General features: G+C 71.1%; 17 protein-coding genes. 12 read left to right on the top strand and 5 right to left on the bottom strand.

The features are described from left to right. Positions 1–11 precede the first annotated feature (11 nt). The 5 genes from ACFHYQ_RS02535 (at position 12) to ACFHYQ_RS02515 (ending at position 4,712) form a co-directional block, all read left to right on the top strand. Positions 12–917, top strand: a complete 906-nt coding sequence (locus ACFHYQ_RS02535) for a Gfo/Idh/MocA family protein (RefSeq protein WP_394299397.1) — start codon at positions 12–14, stop codon at positions 915–917. Between the two features lie 265 nt (positions 918–1,182). Then, positions 1,183–2,148, top strand: coding sequence for an ABC transporter substrate-binding protein (locus ACFHYQ_RS02530; protein WP_394299396.1), 966 nt, complete (start codon positions 1,183–1,185; stop codon positions 2,146–2,148). Position 2,149: 1 nt separating this feature from the next. Next, entirely contained in the window at positions 2,150–3,199 is a 1,050-nt protein-coding gene (locus tag ACFHYQ_RS02525) for a FecCD family ABC transporter permease (RefSeq protein ID WP_394299395.1), read from the top strand. Then, positions 3,196–3,999, top strand: a complete 804-nt coding sequence (locus ACFHYQ_RS02520) for an ABC transporter ATP-binding protein (protein ID WP_394299394.1) — start codon at positions 3,196–3,198, stop codon at positions 3,997–3,999. Before ACFHYQ_RS02525 ends, ACFHYQ_RS02520 begins: the two co-directional genes overlap by 4 nt. Before the next feature lie 50 nt (positions 4,000–4,049). Continuing rightward, complete coding sequence (locus ACFHYQ_RS02515; protein ID WP_394299643.1) at positions 4,050–4,712, top strand: adenosylcobinamide amidohydrolase; 663 nt, start codon at positions 4,050–4,052, stop codon at positions 4,710–4,712. 13 nt (positions 4,713–4,725) lie between these two features. Here ACFHYQ_RS02515 and ACFHYQ_RS02510 read toward each other — a convergent pair whose 3' ends face one another. Then, a complete protein-coding gene (locus ACFHYQ_RS02510) occupies positions 4,726–6,522 on the bottom strand; it encodes a protein kinase domain-containing protein (protein WP_394299393.1) in 1,797 nt (598 codons plus the stop codon). Position 6,523: 1 nt separating this feature from the next. Then, a complete protein-coding gene (locus ACFHYQ_RS02505) occupies positions 6,524–8,149 on the bottom strand; it encodes a hypothetical protein (RefSeq protein WP_394299392.1) in 1,626 nt (541 codons plus the stop codon). 193 nt (positions 8,150–8,342) lie between these two features. On the opposite strand from ACFHYQ_RS02505, the gene ACFHYQ_RS02500 reads away from it, so the two are divergent. Next, positions 8,343–8,480 carry a hypothetical protein gene (locus tag ACFHYQ_RS02500; RefSeq protein WP_394299391.1) on the top strand — a complete coding sequence of 46 codons (138 nt, stop codon included), beginning with the start codon at positions 8,343–8,345 and terminating at the stop codon, positions 8,478–8,480. Next, the gene (locus ACFHYQ_RS02495; protein WP_204016787.1) at positions 8,477–9,139 is read left to right on the top strand and encodes a response regulator; all 663 of its coding nucleotides are present in this window, start codon (positions 8,477–8,479) and stop codon (positions 9,137–9,139) included. Before ACFHYQ_RS02500 ends, ACFHYQ_RS02495 begins: the two co-directional genes overlap by 4 nt. On the opposite strand, the gene ACFHYQ_RS02490 is transcribed toward ACFHYQ_RS02495, so the two are convergent. Then, positions 9,079–9,801 carry a hypothetical protein gene (locus ACFHYQ_RS02490; RefSeq protein WP_394299390.1) on the bottom strand — a complete coding sequence of 241 codons (723 nt, stop codon included), beginning with the start codon at positions 9,799–9,801 and terminating at the stop codon, positions 9,079–9,081. The genes ACFHYQ_RS02495 and ACFHYQ_RS02490 overlap by 61 nt on opposite strands. Positions 9,802–9,975: 174 nt before the next feature. On the opposite strand from ACFHYQ_RS02490, the gene ACFHYQ_RS02485 reads away from it, so the two are divergent. The 3 genes from ACFHYQ_RS02485 to ACFHYQ_RS02475 are packed head-to-tail and all read left to right on the top strand — an operon-like array spanning position 9,976 to position 13,854. After that, on the top strand, positions 9,976–12,066 hold the full coding sequence (locus ACFHYQ_RS02485; RefSeq protein WP_394299389.1) for a DUF6421 family protein: 2,091 nt from the start codon (positions 9,976–9,978) through the stop codon (positions 12,064–12,066). A 40-nt stretch (positions 12,067–12,106) separates the two neighbouring features. Continuing rightward, the gene (locus ACFHYQ_RS02480) at positions 12,107–12,784 is read left to right on the top strand and encodes an SDR family NAD(P)-dependent oxidoreductase (RefSeq protein WP_394299388.1); all 678 of its coding nucleotides are present in this window, start codon (positions 12,107–12,109) and stop codon (positions 12,782–12,784) included. Continuing rightward, positions 12,781–13,854 (top strand): threonine aldolase family protein, encoded by a 1,074-nt coding sequence (locus ACFHYQ_RS02475; RefSeq protein ID WP_394299387.1) that lies wholly within the window; start codon positions 12,781–12,783, stop codon positions 13,852–13,854. The genes ACFHYQ_RS02480 and ACFHYQ_RS02475 overlap by 4 nt, the downstream gene beginning before the upstream one ends. Positions 13,855–13,872: 18 nt before the next feature. On the opposite strand, the gene ACFHYQ_RS02470 is transcribed toward ACFHYQ_RS02475, so the two are convergent. Next, on the bottom strand, positions 13,873–14,547 hold the full coding sequence (locus tag ACFHYQ_RS02470) for a DUF305 domain-containing protein (protein WP_394299386.1): 675 nt from the start codon (positions 14,545–14,547) through the stop codon (positions 13,873–13,875). Positions 14,548–14,693: 146 nt separating this feature from the next. Between ACFHYQ_RS02470 and ACFHYQ_RS02465 the strand changes: the two genes are divergently transcribed. Both ACFHYQ_RS02465 and ACFHYQ_RS02460 read left to right on the top strand, forming a co-directional pair. Then, on the top strand, positions 14,694–15,407 hold the full coding sequence (locus tag ACFHYQ_RS02465; RefSeq protein WP_394299385.1) for a thioredoxin-like domain-containing protein: 714 nt from the start codon (positions 14,694–14,696) through the stop codon (positions 15,405–15,407). 459 nt (positions 15,408–15,866) lie between these two features. Beyond that, positions 15,867–16,832: an excalibur calcium-binding domain-containing protein gene (locus ACFHYQ_RS02460; protein ID WP_394299384.1), complete on the top strand. Its 966-nt coding sequence runs from the start codon at positions 15,867–15,869 to the stop codon at positions 16,830–16,832. 2 nt (positions 16,833–16,834) lie between these two features. On the opposite strand, the gene ACFHYQ_RS02455 is transcribed toward ACFHYQ_RS02460, so the two are convergent. Further along, positions 16,835–19,078 (bottom strand): molybdopterin cofactor-binding domain-containing protein, encoded by a 2,244-nt coding sequence (locus ACFHYQ_RS02455; RefSeq protein WP_394299383.1) that lies wholly within the window; start codon positions 19,076–19,078, stop codon positions 16,835–16,837. Positions 19,079–19,123: the final 45 nt, after the last annotated feature.

Raw genomic sequence — 19,123 nt, 5'->3', positions numbered from 1 at the left:
TGGAGGCCCCGATGGAGGGCCCGATGGAGTGCCCGATGGAGGACGCGGTGGAACCGGTGCCGGTGGGACTGGTCGGAGCCGGCCCGTGGGCCGGCACGGTCCACGCCCCGATGCTCGCGGCCGGGCCGTACACGAGGCTCGCCGGCGTGTGGGCCCGCAGGCCGCAGGCCGCGGTCGAGCTGGCCGGCAGGTACGGCGCCCCGGCGTTCGAGCGGATCGAGGAGCTCTTCGAGGCGTCCGCGGCCGTCGCGTTCTGCGTGCCGCCGGCGGTACAGGCCGAGCTCGGCGTCCAAGCCGCCCTGGCCGGTAAGGCGTTGCTGCTGGAGAAGCCGGTCGCGGCCGACCTCGACGGCGCCAGGCGGCTCGTCGACGCCGTCTGCGAGGCAGGAGTCGCCTCGCAGATGGTCTTCACGTTCCGCTACTCGCGGGCCGCCGCCGAGTTCCTGGAACGGGCGCGCGGGTTGGAGCCGTTCGGCGGGTACGCGGCGAACATCTCCGGCGCGCTGCACGGCGGCCCGTTCGCGACTCCGTGGCGGCTGGAGCGCGGCGCGGTCCTCGACGTGGGACCGCACATGATCGACCTCCTCGACGCCGCGCTCGGCGACGTGGTCTCCGTCCGGGCGCACGGCAGCCCGCTCGGCTGGGCCGGTCTGCTGCTGGAGCACGCCACCGGCGCGGTGAGCGAGGCGTCGCTGTGCATGGCCGCCCGCGGCGAGACGCCGCCCGCCCGGGTCGAGGTCTACGGGCGGGCGGGCAGCGCCCTGCTGCTCGGCTCCGACCTGGGCGACGGCGTCTTCCCCGAGGTCGCCAGGCAGTTCGCCGACACGGTGCGCCGCGGCGGCGGGCACCCGCTGGACGCCCGCCACGGCCTGCGCCTGCAGGAGATCATCGAGGAGGCGGAGCGGCAGCTCCGCTGAGCCGCCGCCAGGAGCCGGGATTTGGGAGCCGGGAGCCGGGCTGGGACGGTGCTTGATCCGGCGGCTTGATACGGTACGTCCGACGCGTGCCGTGCAGCGAAGTCCGGTGAGAGTCCGGCGCTGTCCCGCAACTGTGGATCCCCGCCCCCGGGGACGAGCCAGGTCGCCTGTACGGCCCGCCGACGTCGTCAACCCTCGAGGAAAAGGGTGATCCGTCGTTTTCACGGGTCTCTCGGTTCCCGGCTCTCCCCTGGAGGACTCTCTCGTGAGGCCTGTACGCGTGGCCGTCGCGGGCGTGCTGCTGGGTGTCGTCGGCCTGACCGGTTGCGGTCAGACGAGCGACACGGCCGCCCCCCCGTCCGCAGCCACCGCCCCCGCCGCATCGGCCGCCGCCGGTGCCTTCCCCGTCACCGTCGAGGCCGGCAACGGTTCGGTGACCATCGCCAAGCGGCCCGAGCGCATCGTCTCGCTCTCCCCGACCGCCACCGAGATCCTGTACGCCATCGGCGCCGGCGGCCAGGTCACCGCGGTCGACGACCAGTCGAACCACCCTCCGGAGGCGCCCAAGACGTCGCTGTCCGGCTTCAAGCCGAACGTCGAGGCGATCGTGGCCGCCAAGCCCGACCTGGTCGTGCTCGCCAACGACCTGAACGGCGTCGTGGCCGGGCTGGACAAGGTCGGCGTGCCGGTGCTCCTGGAGCCGGCCGCGAACCGGCTGGAGGACACCTACGACCAGATCGCCGACCTCGGCGCGGCCACCGGCAACCCCGACAAGGCCGCGGAGGTCGCGCAGGGGATGAGCAAGCGGATGGACGAACTGATCGCCGCCGCGCCCAAGGGCAAGGGGCTGACCTACTACCACGAGCTGGACAGCACGCCCTACTCGGTCACGTCCACGACCTTCCTCGGCCAGATCTACGGCCTGTTCGGGCTGAAGAACATCGCCGACGAGGCCCCCGACGCCGCCGGCGGCTATCCCAAGCTGTCGGCCGAGTTCATCGCCAAGGCCGACCCCGATGTCATCTTCCTCGGCGACACCAAGTGCTGCGGCCAGAGCGCGGCGACCCTCGCCGAGCGGCCCGGCTGGTCCGGCCTGTCCGCCATCAAGAACGGCCGCGTCGTCGAGCTCGACGACGACATCGCCTCCCGCTGGGGCCCCCGGGTGGTCGACCTCGCCCAAGCCGTGAGCGAGGCCGTGCAGAAGGCCGGTGACGGCTCGGCGACCGAGTGACGTGACCGTGACGCTCCTTCGGTCACGGGGCCTCGCCCTGCTCGTCGCGGCGGCCGTGCTCGCCGTCTGCCTGGCCCTCGGCCTGCTGACGGGGGCCGCCGGGATCTCGCCGCGCGGCATCGCGCTGGCGCTGCTCGACCGGCTCCCGTTCGTCTCCGTCGACCCGGGACTCACCCCCGCCGAGCAGGGGATCCTCTTCCAGCTCCGGGTCCCGCGGGTGCTGATCGCCGCCATGGTCGGCGGACTGCTCGCGATCGCCGGCGCGGGATACCAAGGGGTGTTCCGCAACCCCCTGGCCGATCCGTACCTGCTGGGCGCCGCCGCGGGGGCCGGGCTCACCGTGACGCTGGTCGTGGTGTTCCTCGGCGGCCGGGTGGGGGTGGTCGCCGTGCCGGTGGCCGCTTTCACCGGCGCGATCGGCGGGGTGCTGCTGGCGTACGCCCTGGGCCGCTCGGCGGGGCGCGGCGCCGGAGGTGTCGGAGGGGGCACCGCCACACTCGTCCTGGCCGGGGTCGCGGTCACCTCGTTCCTCACCGCGATCCAGACGTTCGTGCAGCAGCTCAAGGTGGAGGAGCTGCAGCGGATCTACGCGTGGATCCTCGGCGACGTCGGCGGCGGCTGGGAGGACGTGTGGATGATCGCGCCGTATGCCCTGGTCTCGACGGTCGTGCTGCTGCTGCACGGGCGGCTGCTCGACGTGCTGTCGGTGGGCGAGGAGGAGGCGGTGAGCCTCGGCCTGCACGCGGCGCGTGCCCGCATGATCGTGCTGCTCGCCGCCTCGCTCGCCACGGCGTCGGCCGTGGCGGTCGGCGGGCTCATCGCGTTCGTCGGGATCGTCGTGCCGCACGTGGTGCGCAGGCTCGCCGGATGGTCGTACCGGATCGTGCTGCCGGTGTCGTTCGTCGGGGGCGCGGCGTTCCTGGTGCTCGCTGATCTCATCGCGCGCAGCGTCCTCGCCCCGGCCGAGCTGCCCATCGGCGTGGTCACCGCGTTCGTCGGCGCGCCGTTCTTCGTCACGGTCCTCCGCATGAGCAGGGGCGTGAACACATGAGTGGCGGGATCGAGGGATCGGGCGGGATCGAGGTGCGCGGCCTCGGCGTGACGCTCGACGAGCGAGAGGTGCTCGCCGACGTCGCGCTGTCGGTCGGCGGCGGCGAGTGGCTGACCATCATCGGGCCGAACGGCGCCGGCAAGTCGACCCTGCTCAGAGCCATGGCGGGACTGATCGCCTGCACGGGAGAGGTGCTCGTGGACGGCGTCTGCGCGCGTCGCCTGCGCCCCCGCCCCCGGGCCCGCCTGATCGCCTACGCGCCGCAGAACCCGCTCCTCCCCCCGGACATGAGCGTGTACGACTACGCGCTGCTGGGCCGTACGCCGTACATCCCCTACCTGGGCCGGGAGAGCGCCCGCGACCGCGAGGTGACGGAGTCGGTGCTGGAGCGGCTCGACCTGACCGGTTTCGCGTCCCGGCGGCTCGGCCACCTGTCGGGCGGCGAGCGGCAGCGGGTCGTGCTGGCCCGCGCGCTGACCCAGCAGGCCCCGGTGCTGCTGCTCGACGAGCCGACCACCGCCCTCGACCTCGGCCACCAGCAGCAGGTGCTCGAACTCGTCGACCGGCTGCGTCTGGCCGACCGGCTGACCGTCGTGACGACGCTGCACGACCTGAACCTGGCCGGGCAGTACGCCGACACGCTGGTCCTGCTCGCGCCTGGCCGCGCGGTCGCCTCCGGGCCGCCCAAGCAGGTGCTGACCGAGCCGCTGCTCGCCCGGCACTTCGGGGCGCACGTCCAGGTCGAGCCCGGCGCGGACGGCCGGCCGCTGGTGCACCTGACCCGGCCGGAGGAACGGTGACCGCCCCGGCCGACGCCCTGACTCAGGGATCGCTGTCGCTGACCTTCCGCATGGAGGACGGCATGCGGATGGGCACGATCCTGTGGCGGTTCGGGCCCGGCTGGCGCATGATCTCCTCGGCCATGCTCGGCGGCGGGATCGGGCCCCGGGAGTGGGTGCTGAACGCCCAGGTCGGCAAGGACTACGCGCGGATGGACCCGGTGGAGCATCTGATCGAGATGGGGCCGGAAGGCTCCGGCGTCGGGATGCTGACCGCCGCGATGGTCGAGCACCGCACGTGGGCCGCCGACGGGGGGGTGGAGGCCGTGACCACCGTCGGCCTGGGCACCCCCACCTGGGCCGCCGCGCCGTCGGATGCCGTGCCGGATGCCGTGCCGGATGCCGCGTCGGACGCGTTCGCCGTACGGCCGGGAACGATCAACATCATCGTCGCCGTCCCGGTGGCGCTGTGCGACGCGGCTCTGGTCAACGCGGTCATGACGGTCACCGAGGCCAAGACCCAGGCACTGATCGAGACGGGATTCCCCTGCACCGGCACCGCCTCGGACGCCGTGTGCGTGGCCGTACGGGAGGAGGGCCCGCAGGAGCTGTTCGGCGGCCCCCGCTCGGAGTGGGGAGCGCGGATCGCCCGCGCCGTACATCACGCGGTCGCCGACGGCGCGCGCGACTGGCGTCGCCGTGCCGCCGCCAGGTCGCCGGTCGTGCCGCGCTGACGGCCGGGGCCCGTCAGCTGGTGAAGGCGACCGTGTTGACCATGTGATCGATGAGCTGCGGGTCGCAGCGCGCGCAGAAGAAGGTGATCAGTACCGCCCTCTCGTCCTGGCCCTGCCGTACGAGATAGGCGGTGAAGTCGAGGCGGCGGCCGCTTTGCGCCGGGTCGCCGAGCACCCCGTCCAGTCTGAAGGCCGGTTGGCCGCCCACGGTCGTCGGCATCGGAGCACCGGTGTAGCCGACCGTTCCCGGGAGCGACGACTCCAGGCTCTGCTGGAGCTCCATCGGGGAGTCGGAGGTGCTGAGCGTGTTGCTCACCTGAGCGAAGACGCCGACCGCGCGGTCCGGCTGGTTCGTGATCACTGGGTCGACCTTCGACCAGTCGGTGTTGCCGGGCACGGCGAACAGCGCGTCGAACTCGTCGGCGGCCGGTGAGGCGATCATCCACTGGTCGGCGTTGGTCCTGGCCTGTCCCCAGGTCGACGGGTAGGCCACGGTGAACGGCGCGGCTGTGCTTCCCGGGTAGGTGTTCCAGGTGGCGGCGGTGTCGCCGCCCTTGGTGAGGATCAGCGTGGCCGCCACCGCGACCGACAGCAGCACGGCCAGGCCGCCGATCAGCGGTCCGAGCGGGAGCCTGCGTCGGCCGCCGCCGGCCGCCGCCCGCCGTTCAGGGGGCACCGGCGGCTGCGACGCATGGGACGGATGTGAGGGATACGAGGGATGGAAAGGATGTGAGGGATGTGACGGCTGAGAGGGATGGGATGCCGGCCCCGGCGCCACCGGCGGGTACGACTGCACGGAGCCGACCGGAGACGGCATGGTGGGCGAGTAGGACTGCGGGTGAGACTGGGCGTGCGTGGGCGGATGCGACTGTATGGGCGGCTGGGCCTGGGAGGGCTCCGGCGGCTGCGGTGATCGCCACTGCGGGGAGGGTTGCGCGCCCGCTGCACCTGCCGCCTGCTGTTCGCCGCCGCTGATGGCGTCGCGGAGTGCGGAGACGAACTCCCGGCAGGTCGGATACCGCTCGGCAGGGTCTTTGGCCAGGGCCCGCGCCAGCACCGGGTTGGCCGTGTGCGGCAGGTCGGGACGGTACGGCGTGAGCGGTGGCGGGTCATGGGAGACATGGGCGTACAGCAGCGCCAACTCGGTGTCGCGCTGGAACGGCGGCTGCCCGGCGAGCGCCTCGTAGACCACGCAGGCGAACGCGTAGAGGTCGCTGCGTCCGTCCACCGCGAGCCCGCGGATCTGCTCCGGGGCGACGTAACGGGGAGTCCCCATGAAGTGCCCGTGGCTGGTCAGCCCCGCCTCGGCCGACGAGCTCTTGGTCAGCCCGAAGTCGGTCAGGTAGACGTGGTCGGCCCGGGTCACCAGGATGTTGGCGGGCTTCACGTCGCGGTGCACCAGCCCGCCGGCGTGCGCGGCGTCCAGCGCGGCGGCGATCTGGGCGAACAGCGTGTTGGCCCGGGCCACCGGCAGCGGACCGCTCGCCTGGACGAGTTTGCGCAGGTCGCTGCCTTCGACGTAGCGCATGGCGATGAACAGCAGGTCGTCGCGCTCGCCCGCCTCGTAGACCGGGATGATGTTGGGGTGGTCGAGGCTCGCCACCAGCCGTGACTCCCGTACGAACCGCTCACGGAAGCGCCCGTCGTGCGACAACTGCGGCGCGAGGATCTTCAGGGCCACCGCCCGGCCCAGCCGCTGGTCCCGGGCGCGGTAGACGGTGGCCATGCCGCCTCGCCCGACGACCGCCTCGATCAGGTAGTCGCCGAGCTGACGGCCGGTCAACGGCGGCATCGAGGGAGTGTCCGTCATGTCATGAGTCCACAGGATTGCCACAGAAGCCGCAGAATCGGTGCCCCGGGCCCAGCCGCATGCCGCACTGCGTGCAGAAGCTCATCTGCGGCTGTCCACGCGCCGGCCCGGAAGGACCAGGCGTGCCGGAGGCGCCGGAAGACACAGGAAGGACAGGGGGAACGGAAGCCACGGACGGGACAGAAGGAGCGGAGGGAACCGAGAGAACCGAGGGCTGGGAGGTCCCGCCGGGCGGTGAGGGGTCGGTGGCGGGCCCAGCGCTCGCGAAGTTCCCGGCGCTCGCGAAGTTCCCGGCCGGGCCGGGCTGGCCGATGACCTGCGTGACCGCGTGCGTGGGCCATGGCTCCACCGTCTGCGGCGGCGTGTCGGAGGCCTGTGCCGCGGCCGCTCGCCTGCGCCGCAGCAGCGGCACGGCCACACCGGCGAGCACCACCAGGACCGCCAGGCCGCCGGCCAACGGAATCAGCGGGGACGTGGCGGACCTCTCCTCGGCCGGCACGGGGGTGGGCTTGGCCGTGGCGCCGCCCTTGTCCTCGCCGGTGCCCGCCTTCGCTCTGGCCTCCTTCAGGTGGTCGATCGCGACGGCGTGGTCGGGGCGCAGGTTCAGCACCTGCTGGAGCACCGGGATCGCGTTGGCGAACTGCTTGTTGTGATAGGAGGCGAGGGCGGTCTCATAGACGTTGTCGACCGGCCCGCGGCGCGGGGTCACGCCGGCCGTCACCAGCGCGGTGCGGATCTCCTCGACCGGGGTGACGGTCGTCGGGACGTCGCCGCCGCCGGCGAGCAGCCCGATCACCTCGCTCTTGCCGTCGTCGATGAGCGCGGCGCCCGCAGCCCCGTTCTTCAGCAGGGTGGCGACCTTGTCCTTCTCCTTCTCCTTGAAGGTCCGGCTGCCCGGGGGATCCAGATGCGCCGTGTCCAGCTTGGGCGGCAGCTTCGCCGATGGTCTGCCGGTGAGCGTCATCACGTCGGTCGACTCGACGGCGCCGCCGAGAGCGGTCCCGAGCGGCACGGTGGGCAGGGTCGCCTTCTCGCCGCCCTTGGTGACCTTGAGCACCGCCGGAGCGGTCGGTGCCGCGCCCGTCGTCAGGATCTGCGCGGGCAGGCCGCCGGTCGCGGGGGGATCAAGGTACGGGAAGACCGTCACGTTCGTGGTGACCTGGGCGATGCAGGTCGAGTCGGTCTTCTGCGGCGGATAACAGGCCTGGAGCCGGCGGTTGAGGTCGGGGTCGTCGAGCGTGTGACGCTTGAAGTCCGCCGGGATCTTCACCTTGAAATACTCGGCGAACACCCGATTGGCGGCGTAGACCCTGGGATCGCGGTCGGTCCGCACCACCTGGGTGGCGGTGACGACGACACCGTCGGGAGTGACGGTGAAGCCGCTGCCCTTGGCCAGTTCGGTGTCGTACTCCCTGACGATCTGCTTGATGATGCTCCGGTCGTCGAGCAGCGTGACCGACACGTGCGAGGACGACTCCACCCGCACGGCTCCGGGCGTCACGCGGTCGGTGGATCCGCTCGGGTGGGGATGCATCGGCAGAGGCGCCACCAGGGGTGCCGCGAGCAGGGGCGCCGCGATCGCGCTATGGGCCACCGGCCCCGCGAGAAGTTTGTACAGGCGGGGCATTCCGGCCTCCTATGCCTGGTGGGAACAGTCCAAGGGTCTCAACGGCGGCGGTGCCGGACAAGGCCTGGAGCCGTGCCGACACTATGTTGATACAGCCCATTGATCTCCATGGCGCTTGCCGCACGCTTGCAGTCGGATTGCGCCCTGCCGCCGTCCATGCGCGCTCCGCCGGAAAGCGATTAATGTTCGGTTCATGCTGCCTTCCCGCCTCTCCCGGGCCGACCTGCTGATCGGCCTCGCCATCATGGCTCTGGGCACACTGGAGGCGTCCACCGCGGCGACCGCGCTGCCGATCTCCCAGGGGGCGACGATGAGCGAGGTCACGAAGTGACGATCCGCGTCGTCTTGGCCGACGACCAGGTGATGGTCCGGGCGGGCCTGCGCATGGTGGTCGAGAGCGAGCCCGGCATGGAGGTCGTCGGCGAGGCGGGCGACGGCGTCGAGGCGGTGGCGGTGGCGCAGCGGCTCCGGCCGGACATCGTGCTCATGGACATCTCGATGCCCCGGATGGACGGGCTCAGCGCGGCCAGGCGGTTGCTCGACACGCCGCACCCTCCCAAAATCATCATGCTCACCACGTTCGACACCGACGAGAACCTGTACGCCGCGCTGCGCGCCGGCACCAGCGGCTTCCTGCTGAAGGTGTCGCCCCCCGAGCAGCTCGTGGCGGCCATCCGGGTCGTCGCGGCCGGCGACGGGCTGCTCGACCCGGCTGTCACGACCCGGGTGATCGCCTCCTTCGCCGGGCGGCGCGAGCCGGTGCGCCCGCCACAGCTGTCCGAGCTCACCCCGCGTGAGCTCGAGGTCCTGCGGATGCTCGCCCGTGGTCTCACCAACGCCGAGATCGCCAAGGCGCTCTTCGTCGGCGAGGCCACGGTGAAGACCCATGTCGCCCGCGTGCTCATGAAGCTGAACCTGCGTGACCGGGCTCAGGCGGTCGTGTTCGCGTACGAGTCGGGCGTGGTCGCCCCCGGATCGGCGGACGGGTAGCCCTTCGGATAGTGCGCGGCCCACTCGGCGTCGCTCATCCGCAGCACCCGCAGCCCGAGGTAGCCGAGCACCAGGAGGTTGCCGCCGCTCCAGAGCAGGCTGAGCGGGCCATAGTCCATGACGTTCGGGAGGATCCAGACCAGCAGTCCCACCACGGGGACCCACCAGCGGACGAATCCGGTGCGGGTCAGGGCGATCAGGAACAGGAACAGGCCGATCGGTCCGAGGAACACCCACGGGAGCTGGAACCCGAATATCACCCCGGGCAGGTCGAACACCTCGTCGAACAGCTTCTCCGCCTGGTCCGGCGGGTAGTGCCGGCCGAACCACCACTGCACCGGGTCGCCCATCAGCAGTGCCGACAGGTTGAGGAAACCCAGCACGGCGAACGCGCCTCCGATGTGGCCCAGCACGGCGCCGCGGCGGCGGGTCAGGTGCGTCAGGCCGATCACGGCCAGCGGCAGGAGCAACCAGCTCCAGTGGTAGAGGGCGGACTGGAGCTGCGCCAGCGCCGGATTGTCGCCATAACTGACCACCTCGCGGTCATCGCCCCACGTCCCCGGATCCACCAGGTTCGCGACGAGCTGGAGGACCGGCGAGGCGATGAGCGTCGCTGCGATGACCGAGCGCCGGAAGGCCACCGAGTCGGACGGCTTGAACATCGATCTTTCCCTTTCGGGTCGTCTCTTGTACGGCCGGGGACCATAGGTGACGGCCCGGATGCGGCACATCCGCCGTCAGAGTGATCCGACGTCATCCGTACGACTGACTTATCGCTGAAGCCCGGCCTTTGTGTATATTTTTTGGAAGATGGCTCACTAAACGGGAGATATTTGATGAAGGCCTTCCCGGCGGTCCTGTTCGACGAGGCGCACAGCGAGGCATGGACGATCCGGCGTGAGATCGCCGAGGTCATCAATCCGGCGCACCCCGACGACAGCGGCTACGTGAAGGCCGCCGAGGTCCTGCGACGGCTCGGCCACACCGTCCGTCCCCACGTCGAGGGCCCCGTCACGCCCGGCCTGCTCGACGCGTGCGACGTGTTCGTGGTCGCGCATCCCTCCGGGGAGCGCTGGGAGCGCACCACGGGCGCGGGGAGCCCGGTCTTCACCCTCGAGGAGATCGACGCCGTCGAGGCATATGTCGCCGCCGGCGGCGGGCTGGTCGTGCTCGCCGAGTGCGAGCAGGACAAGTACGGCAGCAACCTCGCCGACCTGCTCGGCCGGTTCGGCGTCGCCGTCGAGCACGTGACAGTCCAGGACCCCGCGAACTGCCACAACAGGGTCGCCACCTGGGTCCTCGGCACGCCGCCATCGGACGGAGTGGACGCCCGGGTGGACGGGCAGGACCTGCTGGCGCGGGCACGCCGGGCCTGTTTCTACCGCTCGGGAACGCTCGCCGCCCTCCCCGACGGCGCCACCGTCCTGTTCCGGACCTCGCCCACCGCCGATCCCGCCGGCCGCCCGCTGGCGGCAGCCGTACGGCACGGCCGCGGCCGCGTCGTGGTGCTGGCCGACTCCGACCTGTTCGGCGACGACTCGATCGGCGACTACGACCACGTCCCGCTGTGGGCCAACCTCGTCACCTGGGCCGCTCGGATGCCCGAGGACGGGCGGTTCCGTACGGCGCCGCGGGCAGAGGTGGCGGCGGAGTTCGCCCGGCTGAAGGCCGCCGTAGAGGAACTGCGCCCGCTGCAGGCGAAGGACGGCTCCATCAGCGGCGACCGGGACCGCGCGGCCGGGCTGATCTCCCGGATCTGCGACCACGTGACCACGCTCGCCCCGGCCTTCCCCCACGACCGCGACTACCTCGACGCGGTGGTGGCCGACTTCCGCACGTGGGTGTCGGACGGGCTGGGTGTGCCGGACTTCCTCGACTCGCTGAATGCCTTCCATCCCGACACCCAGCGGGTGGACGGCCTGGAGCACCTGGTCGTCTTCCCGATGTACACCCAGAACGGCAACAGCGACCGCAATGTCGAGGCCGTCTGGATCCGGGTGGTCTGGCCCGACTGGCTGGCCGAGCTGGAACGTGGCGGCTATGACAACCCGATGTTCGTGCCGATCGTGTTCGAGGGCTTCACCTCGGGCTATGACACGAACTCCGCCGTGCTGTTCCCGGAGACCGTCACGGTACGGCAGGCCCCGTCGAGCTTCACCTGGGGTGCCATCTTCTGCGACCGGGAGGCCGCGAGGTTCCGCGCGGTCAGCGACGCCGCCGCCAGGACGCTCAAGCTGGCGCTGCCGCCGGACGCCGCCCGTCTGCTCGCCTCGCAGGACCTCGCCCAGGACACCTTCGTCCTGTGGGACCTCGTACACGACCGGACCCACAGCCACGGCGACCTGCCGTTCGACCCGTTCATGATCAAGCAGCGGATGCCGTACTGGCTGTACGCGCTGGAGGAGCTGCGCTGCGACCTGACCGCGTTCGGCGAGGCGGTGAAGCTGGAGGCGGCGGGCGTGCCGCACGCGCGCTACGTGCAGTACGCGATCCTCTTCGACCGGCTGTTCCGCTTCCCGATCACCGGTGAGCGGGTCCGCAACTACGACGGCCTCGGCGGCCAGCTTCTGTTCGCCTACCTGCACCGGAGTGACATCGTCCGCTGGACCGACAACCGGCTCACCATCGACTGGGCCCGCGTGGCCGACGGCGTCGCCGACCTGCGCGGCGAGGTGGACAAGCTCTACCGCGACGGCATCGACCGGCCCAAGGCGGCGCACTGGCTCGCCACCCACCAGCTCGTCGCGACGTACGTCGAGCCGCACCCCACGTCGGTGTGGCGGCAGGGTGGGCACGCGCTGCCGGCCGAGCAGAAGGCCATGGTGGACGCCGTGCTGCCCGATGAGTTCCCACTGAGCATGTTCTACGAGGCGCTGCGCCGTAAGCTCACGGAGGTGGTGGAGACCACGAGAGGCATCCGGGCGTGAGCAACCGGGTCGACCGGAAGGGATGAGCGTGATGAGCGTGATGAGCAGGGTGATTTTGGTCGCGGGAGCCGGCGGCCCGACCGGACAGGCCGTGGTGCGGCGGCTGGCCGAACGCGGCGACACCGTGATCGCGGTCGACCGGTCCGGCGTCGAGGGGTGCCTGAACGTGGACCTGCTGGATGCGGCGGCCGTGGCCGAGCTGGCCGAGCGGATCAGAGCCGAGCACGGGCGGGTGGACGGCGTCGTCCACCTCGTCGGCGGCTGGCGCGGCTCGAAGACCTTCGCCGAGACCTCGCTCGCGGACTGGGACCTGCTGCACGACCTGCTGATCCGGACTCTGCAGAACGTGTCGCTCGCGTTCGAGCCGCTGCTGAAAGCCGGCGACGACGGCCGGTTCGTCATCGTCTCGGCCCGGGCGGCGCAGCAGCCGACGCAGGGCAACGCCGCCTACGCGGCGGCCAAGGCGGCGGCCGAGGCCTGGACCCTGTCGCTCGCCGACGCGCTGCGTGGTACGGCCTCCGCCGCCGTGATCCTGGTGGTGACCGCGCTGGTGCATGACGCGATGCGGGCCGCCGCTCCCGACAAGCAGTTCAAGAACTTCACCGACGTGCGGGATATCGCGGCGGCCGTGGCCGGCCTGTGGGACGAGGACGCCGCCGCACTCAACGGCCGCAGAATCGACCTCGCGCCGATCCCGAAGGATGGAGATTTCTCGTGACAACGGATGCCGTTCGGCGGCACGACCCGGCGGCCAGGACGTTCGCCAGCGACAACTACGCCGGCGTGCACCCGGAGGTGCTGGCGGCGATCGCCCTCGCCAACGGCGGCCATCAGGTCCCCTACGGCGACGACGTCTACACCGAGGCGCTGCGGGACCTCTTCGGCCGGCACTTCGGTGAGGGGGCCGACGTGTTCCCGGTGTTCAACGGCACCGCCGCCAACGTGGTCTCGCTGCGCTCGATGTGCGCCCCGTGGGAGGCGGTGATCTGCCCGCAGAGTGCCCACATCAACACCGACGAGGGCGGCGCCCCCGAGGTGACCGGCGGGCTGAAGCTGCTCCCGGTGTCCACCCCGGACGGGAAGCTCACGCCCGAGCTGGTCGACCGCCAGGCGTGGGGCTTCGGCGACGTGCACCGGGCGCAGCCGCGCGTGGTGTCGATCTCCAACGCGACCGAGCTCGGCACGCTCTACACGCCCGCCGAGATCAGGGCCGTCTGCGATCACGCCCACGAGCTGGGGCTGCTGGTCCACCTCGACGGCTCGCGGATCACGAACGCGGCCGCCGCCCTGGACCTCCCGCTCCGGGCGCTCACCACCGACGTCGGGGTGGACGTGCTGTCGTTCGGCGGCACCAAGATCGGTCTGCTGCTGGGCGAGGTCGTCGTCGTGCTCAATCCCGCGGCCGCGCGCGGCCTGCCGTACCTGCGCAAGACGTACATGCAGCTCGCCTCGAAGATGCGGTTCGTCTCCGTGCAGTTCGAGGCGCTGCTTCAAGGGGACCTGTGGCTGCGCAGCGCCCGCCAGGCCAACGCGATGGCCAGACGGCTCGCCGACGCCGTACGGGATATGCCGGGGGTGACGCTGCCGCGTCCGGTGGAGGCCAACGGGGTCTTCGCGATCCTGCCCGCCGACGTCGCCGACCGGCTGCGCAAGCGGTTCCGGTTCTACAACTGGGACGAGCAGATCGGCGGCGGGATGGTGGAGGTGCGGTGGATGTGCGCCTTCGACACCACCGAGACCGATGTCGACGCCTTCGCCGCCGCCCTGGCCGAGGAGCTCAGCGCCTGATCACTTCTTGGGCGCCGATCACCTCCTGAGGATGGAGGGCAGGGGCTGGGCGCCCCGATCGGTGAGAAGCTCCCGCATCTGCTTGATCTCCGCCATCTGCCCGTCGACGATGTGCTGGGCCAGGGAACGCACCTCGGCCCGGCCGGACAGCTTCAGCAGGCCCTCGGCCATGTCCACCCCGCCCTCGTGGTGACGGATCATGAGCTGGAGGAACAGAACCTCGGCGTCCTTGCCCGGCGCCGCCGACTTCAGCCGTTTCATCTCCTCGTCGGAGGCCATCCCCGGCATGGAGCCGGTGGTGGCGGCGTCGGCTCCGCCGTGGCCGCCGTGCCCGGCCATCCACGTCATCGGCGGCAGGAGGGACGCCTGGTCGAGGCCCCACTGCTGGAGCCAGCCCATGAAAATTCCACGCTGGGTGCTCTGCGTGGTGATGATGTCGTAGGCGAGCGTCCTGATCTGGCCGTCCGTGCTCTTGTCCCGCACGACGAACGACATCTCCACCGCCTGGGCGTGATGTACGCCCATGTCCCGGGCGAAACCCGCCTCAGAGGAGGCGTCGCCCGGGGCCTGCGACCTGGTGAGGAACAGCAGCAGCGCGACCACCGCGACGACGACGGCGATCACTCCGAGGATCGGCGTGGTCCTCCTGGGCCGTGAGACGGTGTCGGGCGACAGGCCCGTATCGGTGGTCATCGCCGACAGGCTACTCCACGCGCTCGCCGGTGAGACCCGGAGCCGTCTGGTCACATCGGCCTCACGCTTGCGCGGTGTTTATCCCTATACCCACTATTCTCCATACCTCATAGGGGGATAATCCGTGATCGCTGGCTGGAGGATGGATGTCGAAGGAGAAGACGCAGGCGAGACGTGAGCACCTCGCCCGCATGCGCGCCCAGCAGAAGCGCAAGGAGCGGCGCGCGGCCCTCCTGGTGTGGGGCGTCGGCGGCCTCGTCATCGTCGTGCTGGTCGGTCTGGCCGCCTTCTATGTGGTCAACGACAGGGCGGGCAAGTCGCTCGACGCCGTCGCGAGTTACGACTACAAGGGTGGTGCCCACACCCCGGAGAAGGTCTCCTACAAGCAGACGCCGCCGGCGGGTGGCGAGCACAACCCGTACTGGCAGAACTGCGGCATCTATGACAAGCCCATTCACAATGAGCATGCGGTCCATGCGATGGAGCATGGCGCGGTGTGGATCACCTATCAGCCAGACCTGCCGAAGGCGGAGGTGGACAAGCTGAAGACGCTGGCGTCCGCCGACTACATGCTGCTCAGCCCGTACCCCGGGCTGCCCGCCAAGGTTGTGGCCAGCTCGTGGAACCACCAGTTGAAGCTCGACGGCGCCGACGATCCGCGCCTGCCCGTGTACATCAAGAAGTACAGGCAGAACCCGAACTACACCCCCGAGTTCGGCGCGTCCTGCAGCGGCGCCGTGGACACCACCGAAGACCAGCCGCTGCCGCCGGAGCCGACCGCGGACCCGCACGAGTCGGCCGCCCCCCAGGCGTCGCCCGCGCCTCAGGAGTCGCCGAACCCGTCGCCCGCCGCCTCCTGACGATCAGCCAACCCAACCCCCATCCCGTGATCTTGCGAATACTCGCAGGTCTACGCCGTGAGCAGGCACTTTCCCGTTCGTGATCTTGCGGTTTCTCGCAGGTCCCACCCCTGAGCTGCGAAAACGACGTCGGTGATCTTGCACTTTGCGTATGACTGCAAGATCACCTAACGCGACAGTGCATGTCAGACGGGTCGCCTGCGAGAAACTGCAAGATCACGAAGCCGGTCTGCGCAGCTCAGGGGACGTTCTTGCGGGCATTCGCAAGATCACGGGGGGTGTGGGGTGGGGTGGGGTAGGGGTGGATGTCGTTTTGCTTACTGATTACGCGCCCTTGGTGTACCTCGGTAGGCTCTGCGGACGATGGCAGGGATCGAGGACGGGATGCGAAACGAGCGCCAGGAGGAGCCTGGGCCAGGAGGCGTAGCCCCGGAAGCACGCCTAGCCCCGGAAGCACACGTGGGCGCGGAGGCAGGCGGGGCCCCGGAGGCAGGCGGAGATCGGCCCGAGGGCGCCGTTCAGGAGCCGGAGGCGCCCAAGCGTGCACAGGGGCCGCAGGAGCCGCAGGCCGCCCGGGGGACGACACTCGCCCTCATCGTCGCGCTCGGCCTGGTCGTCGTGATGACCGGTGCTCTCGGCGCGGTGGCGGTCGTGATGACCCGTAACCCGGACGCGGCACCTCTGTCGCAGGTGTCGCTGCGTCAACTGGCGACGCCCGTGCATTTCGCTCCCGTGGTCGGGGTCAGGGCCGCGCCCTGCACCGAGACCGACGGGGTCCCCGACGCCCAGGGCACCATGTGCTACCAGCTCGATCCCGGCGTGACGGTGACCACCGTGCAGAAGATCGAGGAGGTGGCGGAGAACGACGGCAGCTACTCCCTGCGGCTCGTCCTGTCCCCGGCCAACCTGGACCAGATCGCCGACCTCACCCGGGAGACCGTCAAGCAGCAGCTCGCGGTCGTCGCGGGCGAGAAGGTGGTCGCGGCCCCCCGGGTCGCTCAGGAGATCGACCAGGACAGCCTGGCCATCGCCGGTTTCACCAAGGAGCAGGCCGACACGCTGCTCACCCTGCTGACCGGTTCCGCCGCCCCCCAGCAGCCCCAGCCCGATCAGCCCACCCAGCCCGCGTTCACCCAGCCGCAGACCGATCCCGCGATCCAGCCCGCCGATCAGTCGACCCAGCCGGCGTTCACTCAGGCTCCCATAGAGTCCGACGGCCAACTGTCGACGGCCGGTGGAACCACCCAACCGGTGGGCACCCAGGTGGCGAGCACAGGCGGGCAGACAGACCCCAGGTTCGCGAGTTGCCGGGAAGCCACCGCCAGCGGCTATGGGCCGTACACGAAGGGTGTGCACCCCGAGTACTACTGGTACAAGGACGTGGACGGCAACGGCGTCGCCTGCGATCCCCGCGACATCACCTGAGATCAGGAGATCGAGGCGGGCGTGAGCGCGATGTCCTCGGGGCGGATCGGGACGCGGGGGAGCGCCAGGCCGGTCGCGGCCCGCACGGCCGCCGCCACCGCCGGGGTCGACGACAGCGTGGGCGGCTCCCCGGCGCCGCGCAGCCCGTACGGCGCATGCGGATCGGGGTTCTCCAGGATCGACAGCCGCATGGGCGGCATGTCGAGAATGGTGGGGATCAGGTAGTCGGTGAACGAGGGGTTCAGCACCCGCCCGTCGCGCACCTGGATCTCCTCCATCAGGGCCAGGCCGAGCCCCTGGGCGGAGCCACCGTGGATCTGCCCCTCCAGGGCCAGGGGGTTGAGGATCTTGCCGACGTCCTGGACGGCGGCCAGCTCGACGACCTTGACCAGGCCGAGCTCGACGTCCACGTCGACGACGGCCCGGTGGACGCACAGCGCGAGCTGGGTGTGCGTGTCGCCCTGGCCGGTGACCGGGTCCATCGGCCCCGTCGGCCGATGTCGGTACTCCCGCGTCTCCTCGATCGGACCGAACCGCTCGAGCAGCTCGTCGAGTGGCAGGCCGGGGTGCTCGGCCCGCATCGCGTCCAGGCGCTGCCGTACGGCCTCGCAGGCGGTCTTGACCGCGCCGCCGGTGACGTACGACTGCCGGGACGCCGAGGAGGAGCCGGCCGACCCGACGGTGGTGTCGGCCGGGGCGACGGTCACCCGGTCGATGCCCAGCTCGGTGCGGGCGATCTGGGCCTGGACCGTGACCAGGCCCTGGCCGACCTCGGCGGCGGCCGTATGTACGAGCACGTGCGGCTCGCCGGCCAGTGACTCGAGCCTGACCCGGGCCGTCGAGTAGTCGTCGAAGCCCTCGGAGAAGCAGATGTTCTTGAGGCCGACGGCGTAGCCGACGCCCCGGCGCACCCCCTCGCCGTGTGTCGTCTGCGAGACGCCACCCGGCAGCAGCCGCAGGTCCGCTGGGACGGCGACCGGCTCGGGAAGCGGCATGGCCGCGATCTCGGCGAGCATCTCGGCGAGCGGCGCCGGTGTGTCGATCAGCTGGCCGGTGGCGATCCTGGAGCCTTGGGAGACCGCGTTACGCGTCCGGATCTCGACGGGCGACAGCCCGCAGGCCTCCGCCAGCCGGTCCATCTGCGACTCGTAGGCGTAGCACGCCTGGACCGCGCCGAACCCGCGCATCGCCCCGCACGGCGGGTTGTTCGTGTAGACGCCGTAGGCGTCGATCTCGATGTCGGCCACCTCGTAGGGCCCGACGCCGAGGGAGGCGGCGTTGCCGACGACGGCGGGAGTGGATGAGCGGTACGCGCCGCCGTCCAGCACGATCTCGGCCTTGACGTAGACCAGCCGGCCGTCGCGCGTCGCGCCGTGCTCGTAGCGCATCCGCGCCGGGTGGCGGTGGACGTGCCCGAGGAACGACTCCTCGCGGCCGTACACCATCTTGACCGGCCTGCCGGTGCGCAGCGCCAGCATCGAGGCGTGGATCTGCATCGACAGGTCCTCGCGGGCGCCGAACGCACCGCCGACCCCGGCGAGCGACAGCCGCACCTTGCCGGGCGGCAGGCCGAGGCACGGCGCGATCTGGTCCCGGTCGACGTGCAGCCACTGGGTGGCGATGTACAGGTCCACCCCGCCGTCCTCGGCCGGTACGGCGAGGCCCGACTCGGGGCCGAGGAATGCCTGGTCCTGCATGCCCACCTCGTATTCGCCGGTGACGACGACCTCGGCCCCGGCGGCGGCCGCCTCGGTGTCTCCCACCCTGACCGGCTGGTGCCGTACGAGATTGCCGTTCGGGTGTACGGCGGGGCAGTCCGCGTCGAAGGCGGCGCGCATCGGATCGACCACCGCCTCGCGCGGCTCGTACTCGACGACGATCGCGGCGGCGGCCCGCCGGGCGGTCTCGGGGTGGTCGGCGGCCACCAGCGCCACCGGCTCTCCCTGGTAGCGGACCTGGTCGACGGCGAGGACCGGCTGATCCCGGTGCTCCAGGCCGTAAGACTTCTCGCCGGGCACGTCCCGGTGGGTCAGTACGGCGAACACACCGGGCATGGCCAGGGCGGGACCGATGTCGACCGAGCGGATCCACGCCGACGGGTGCGGGCTGCGCAGCGTCGCCCCCCACAGCATGCCGTCCAGCCACAGATCCGAGGCGTAGGCGAACTCGCCGGTCACCTTGAGCGTCCCGTCCGGCCGCAGGACGCTCTCGCCGACGCCCGAGCGGCGCCCGGTCTCAATGGTCATGTCCGCAGTACACCAACGCGAATCGGCCGGGCCTATCGACGTACA

It is taken from the genome of Sphaerimonospora cavernae, assembly GCF_042435035.1.
In the GTDB taxonomy this organism is placed as follows: Bacteria; Actinomycetota; Actinomycetes; order Streptosporangiales; family Streptosporangiaceae; genus Sphaerimonospora; species Sphaerimonospora cavernae.
This window is presented reverse-complemented; position numbering and strand designations above follow the sequence as displayed.

What these genes read in the sequence shown, in the direction of transcription:
- ACFHYQ_RS02535 (WP_394299397.1), top strand. Translation starts at nt 12, where the DNA reads ATGGAGGGCCCGATGGAGTGCCCGATGGAGGACGCGGTGGAACCGGTG.
- ACFHYQ_RS02520 (WP_394299394.1), top strand. Translation starts at nt 3,196, where the DNA reads ATGAGTGGCGGGATCGAGGGATCGGGCGGGATCGAGGTGCGCGGCCTC.
- ACFHYQ_RS02515 (WP_394299643.1), top strand. Translation starts at nt 4,050, where the DNA reads ATGGAGGACGGCATGCGGATGGGCACGATCCTGTGGCGGTTCGGGCCC.
- ACFHYQ_RS02510 (WP_394299393.1), bottom strand. Translation starts at nt 6,522, where the DNA reads ATGACGGACACTCCCTCGATGCCGCCGTTGACCGGCCGTCAGCTCGGC.
- ACFHYQ_RS02505 (WP_394299392.1), bottom strand. Translation starts at nt 8,149, where the DNA reads ATGCCCCGCCTGTACAAACTTCTCGCGGGGCCGGTGGCCCATAGCGCG.
- ACFHYQ_RS02500 (WP_394299391.1), top strand. Translation starts at nt 8,343, where the DNA reads ATGCTGCCTTCCCGCCTCTCCCGGGCCGACCTGCTGATCGGCCTCGCC.
- ACFHYQ_RS02490 (WP_394299390.1), bottom strand. Translation starts at nt 9,801, where the DNA reads ATGTTCAAGCCGTCCGACTCGGTGGCCTTCCGGCGCTCGGTCATCGCA.
- ACFHYQ_RS02485 (WP_394299389.1), top strand. Translation starts at nt 9,976, where the DNA reads ATGAAGGCCTTCCCGGCGGTCCTGTTCGACGAGGCGCACAGCGAGGCA.
- ACFHYQ_RS02480 (WP_394299388.1), top strand. Translation starts at nt 12,107, where the DNA reads ATGAGCAGGGTGATTTTGGTCGCGGGAGCCGGCGGCCCGACCGGACAG.
- ACFHYQ_RS02470 (WP_394299386.1), bottom strand. Translation starts at nt 14,547, where the DNA reads ATGACCACCGATACGGGCCTGTCGCCCGACACCGTCTCACGGCCCAGG.
- ACFHYQ_RS02465 (WP_394299385.1), top strand. Translation starts at nt 14,694, where the DNA reads ATGTCGAAGGAGAAGACGCAGGCGAGACGTGAGCACCTCGCCCGCATG.
- ACFHYQ_RS02455 (WP_394299383.1), bottom strand. Translation starts at nt 19,078, where the DNA reads ATGACCATTGAGACCGGGCGCCGCTCGGGCGTCGGCGAGAGCGTCCTG.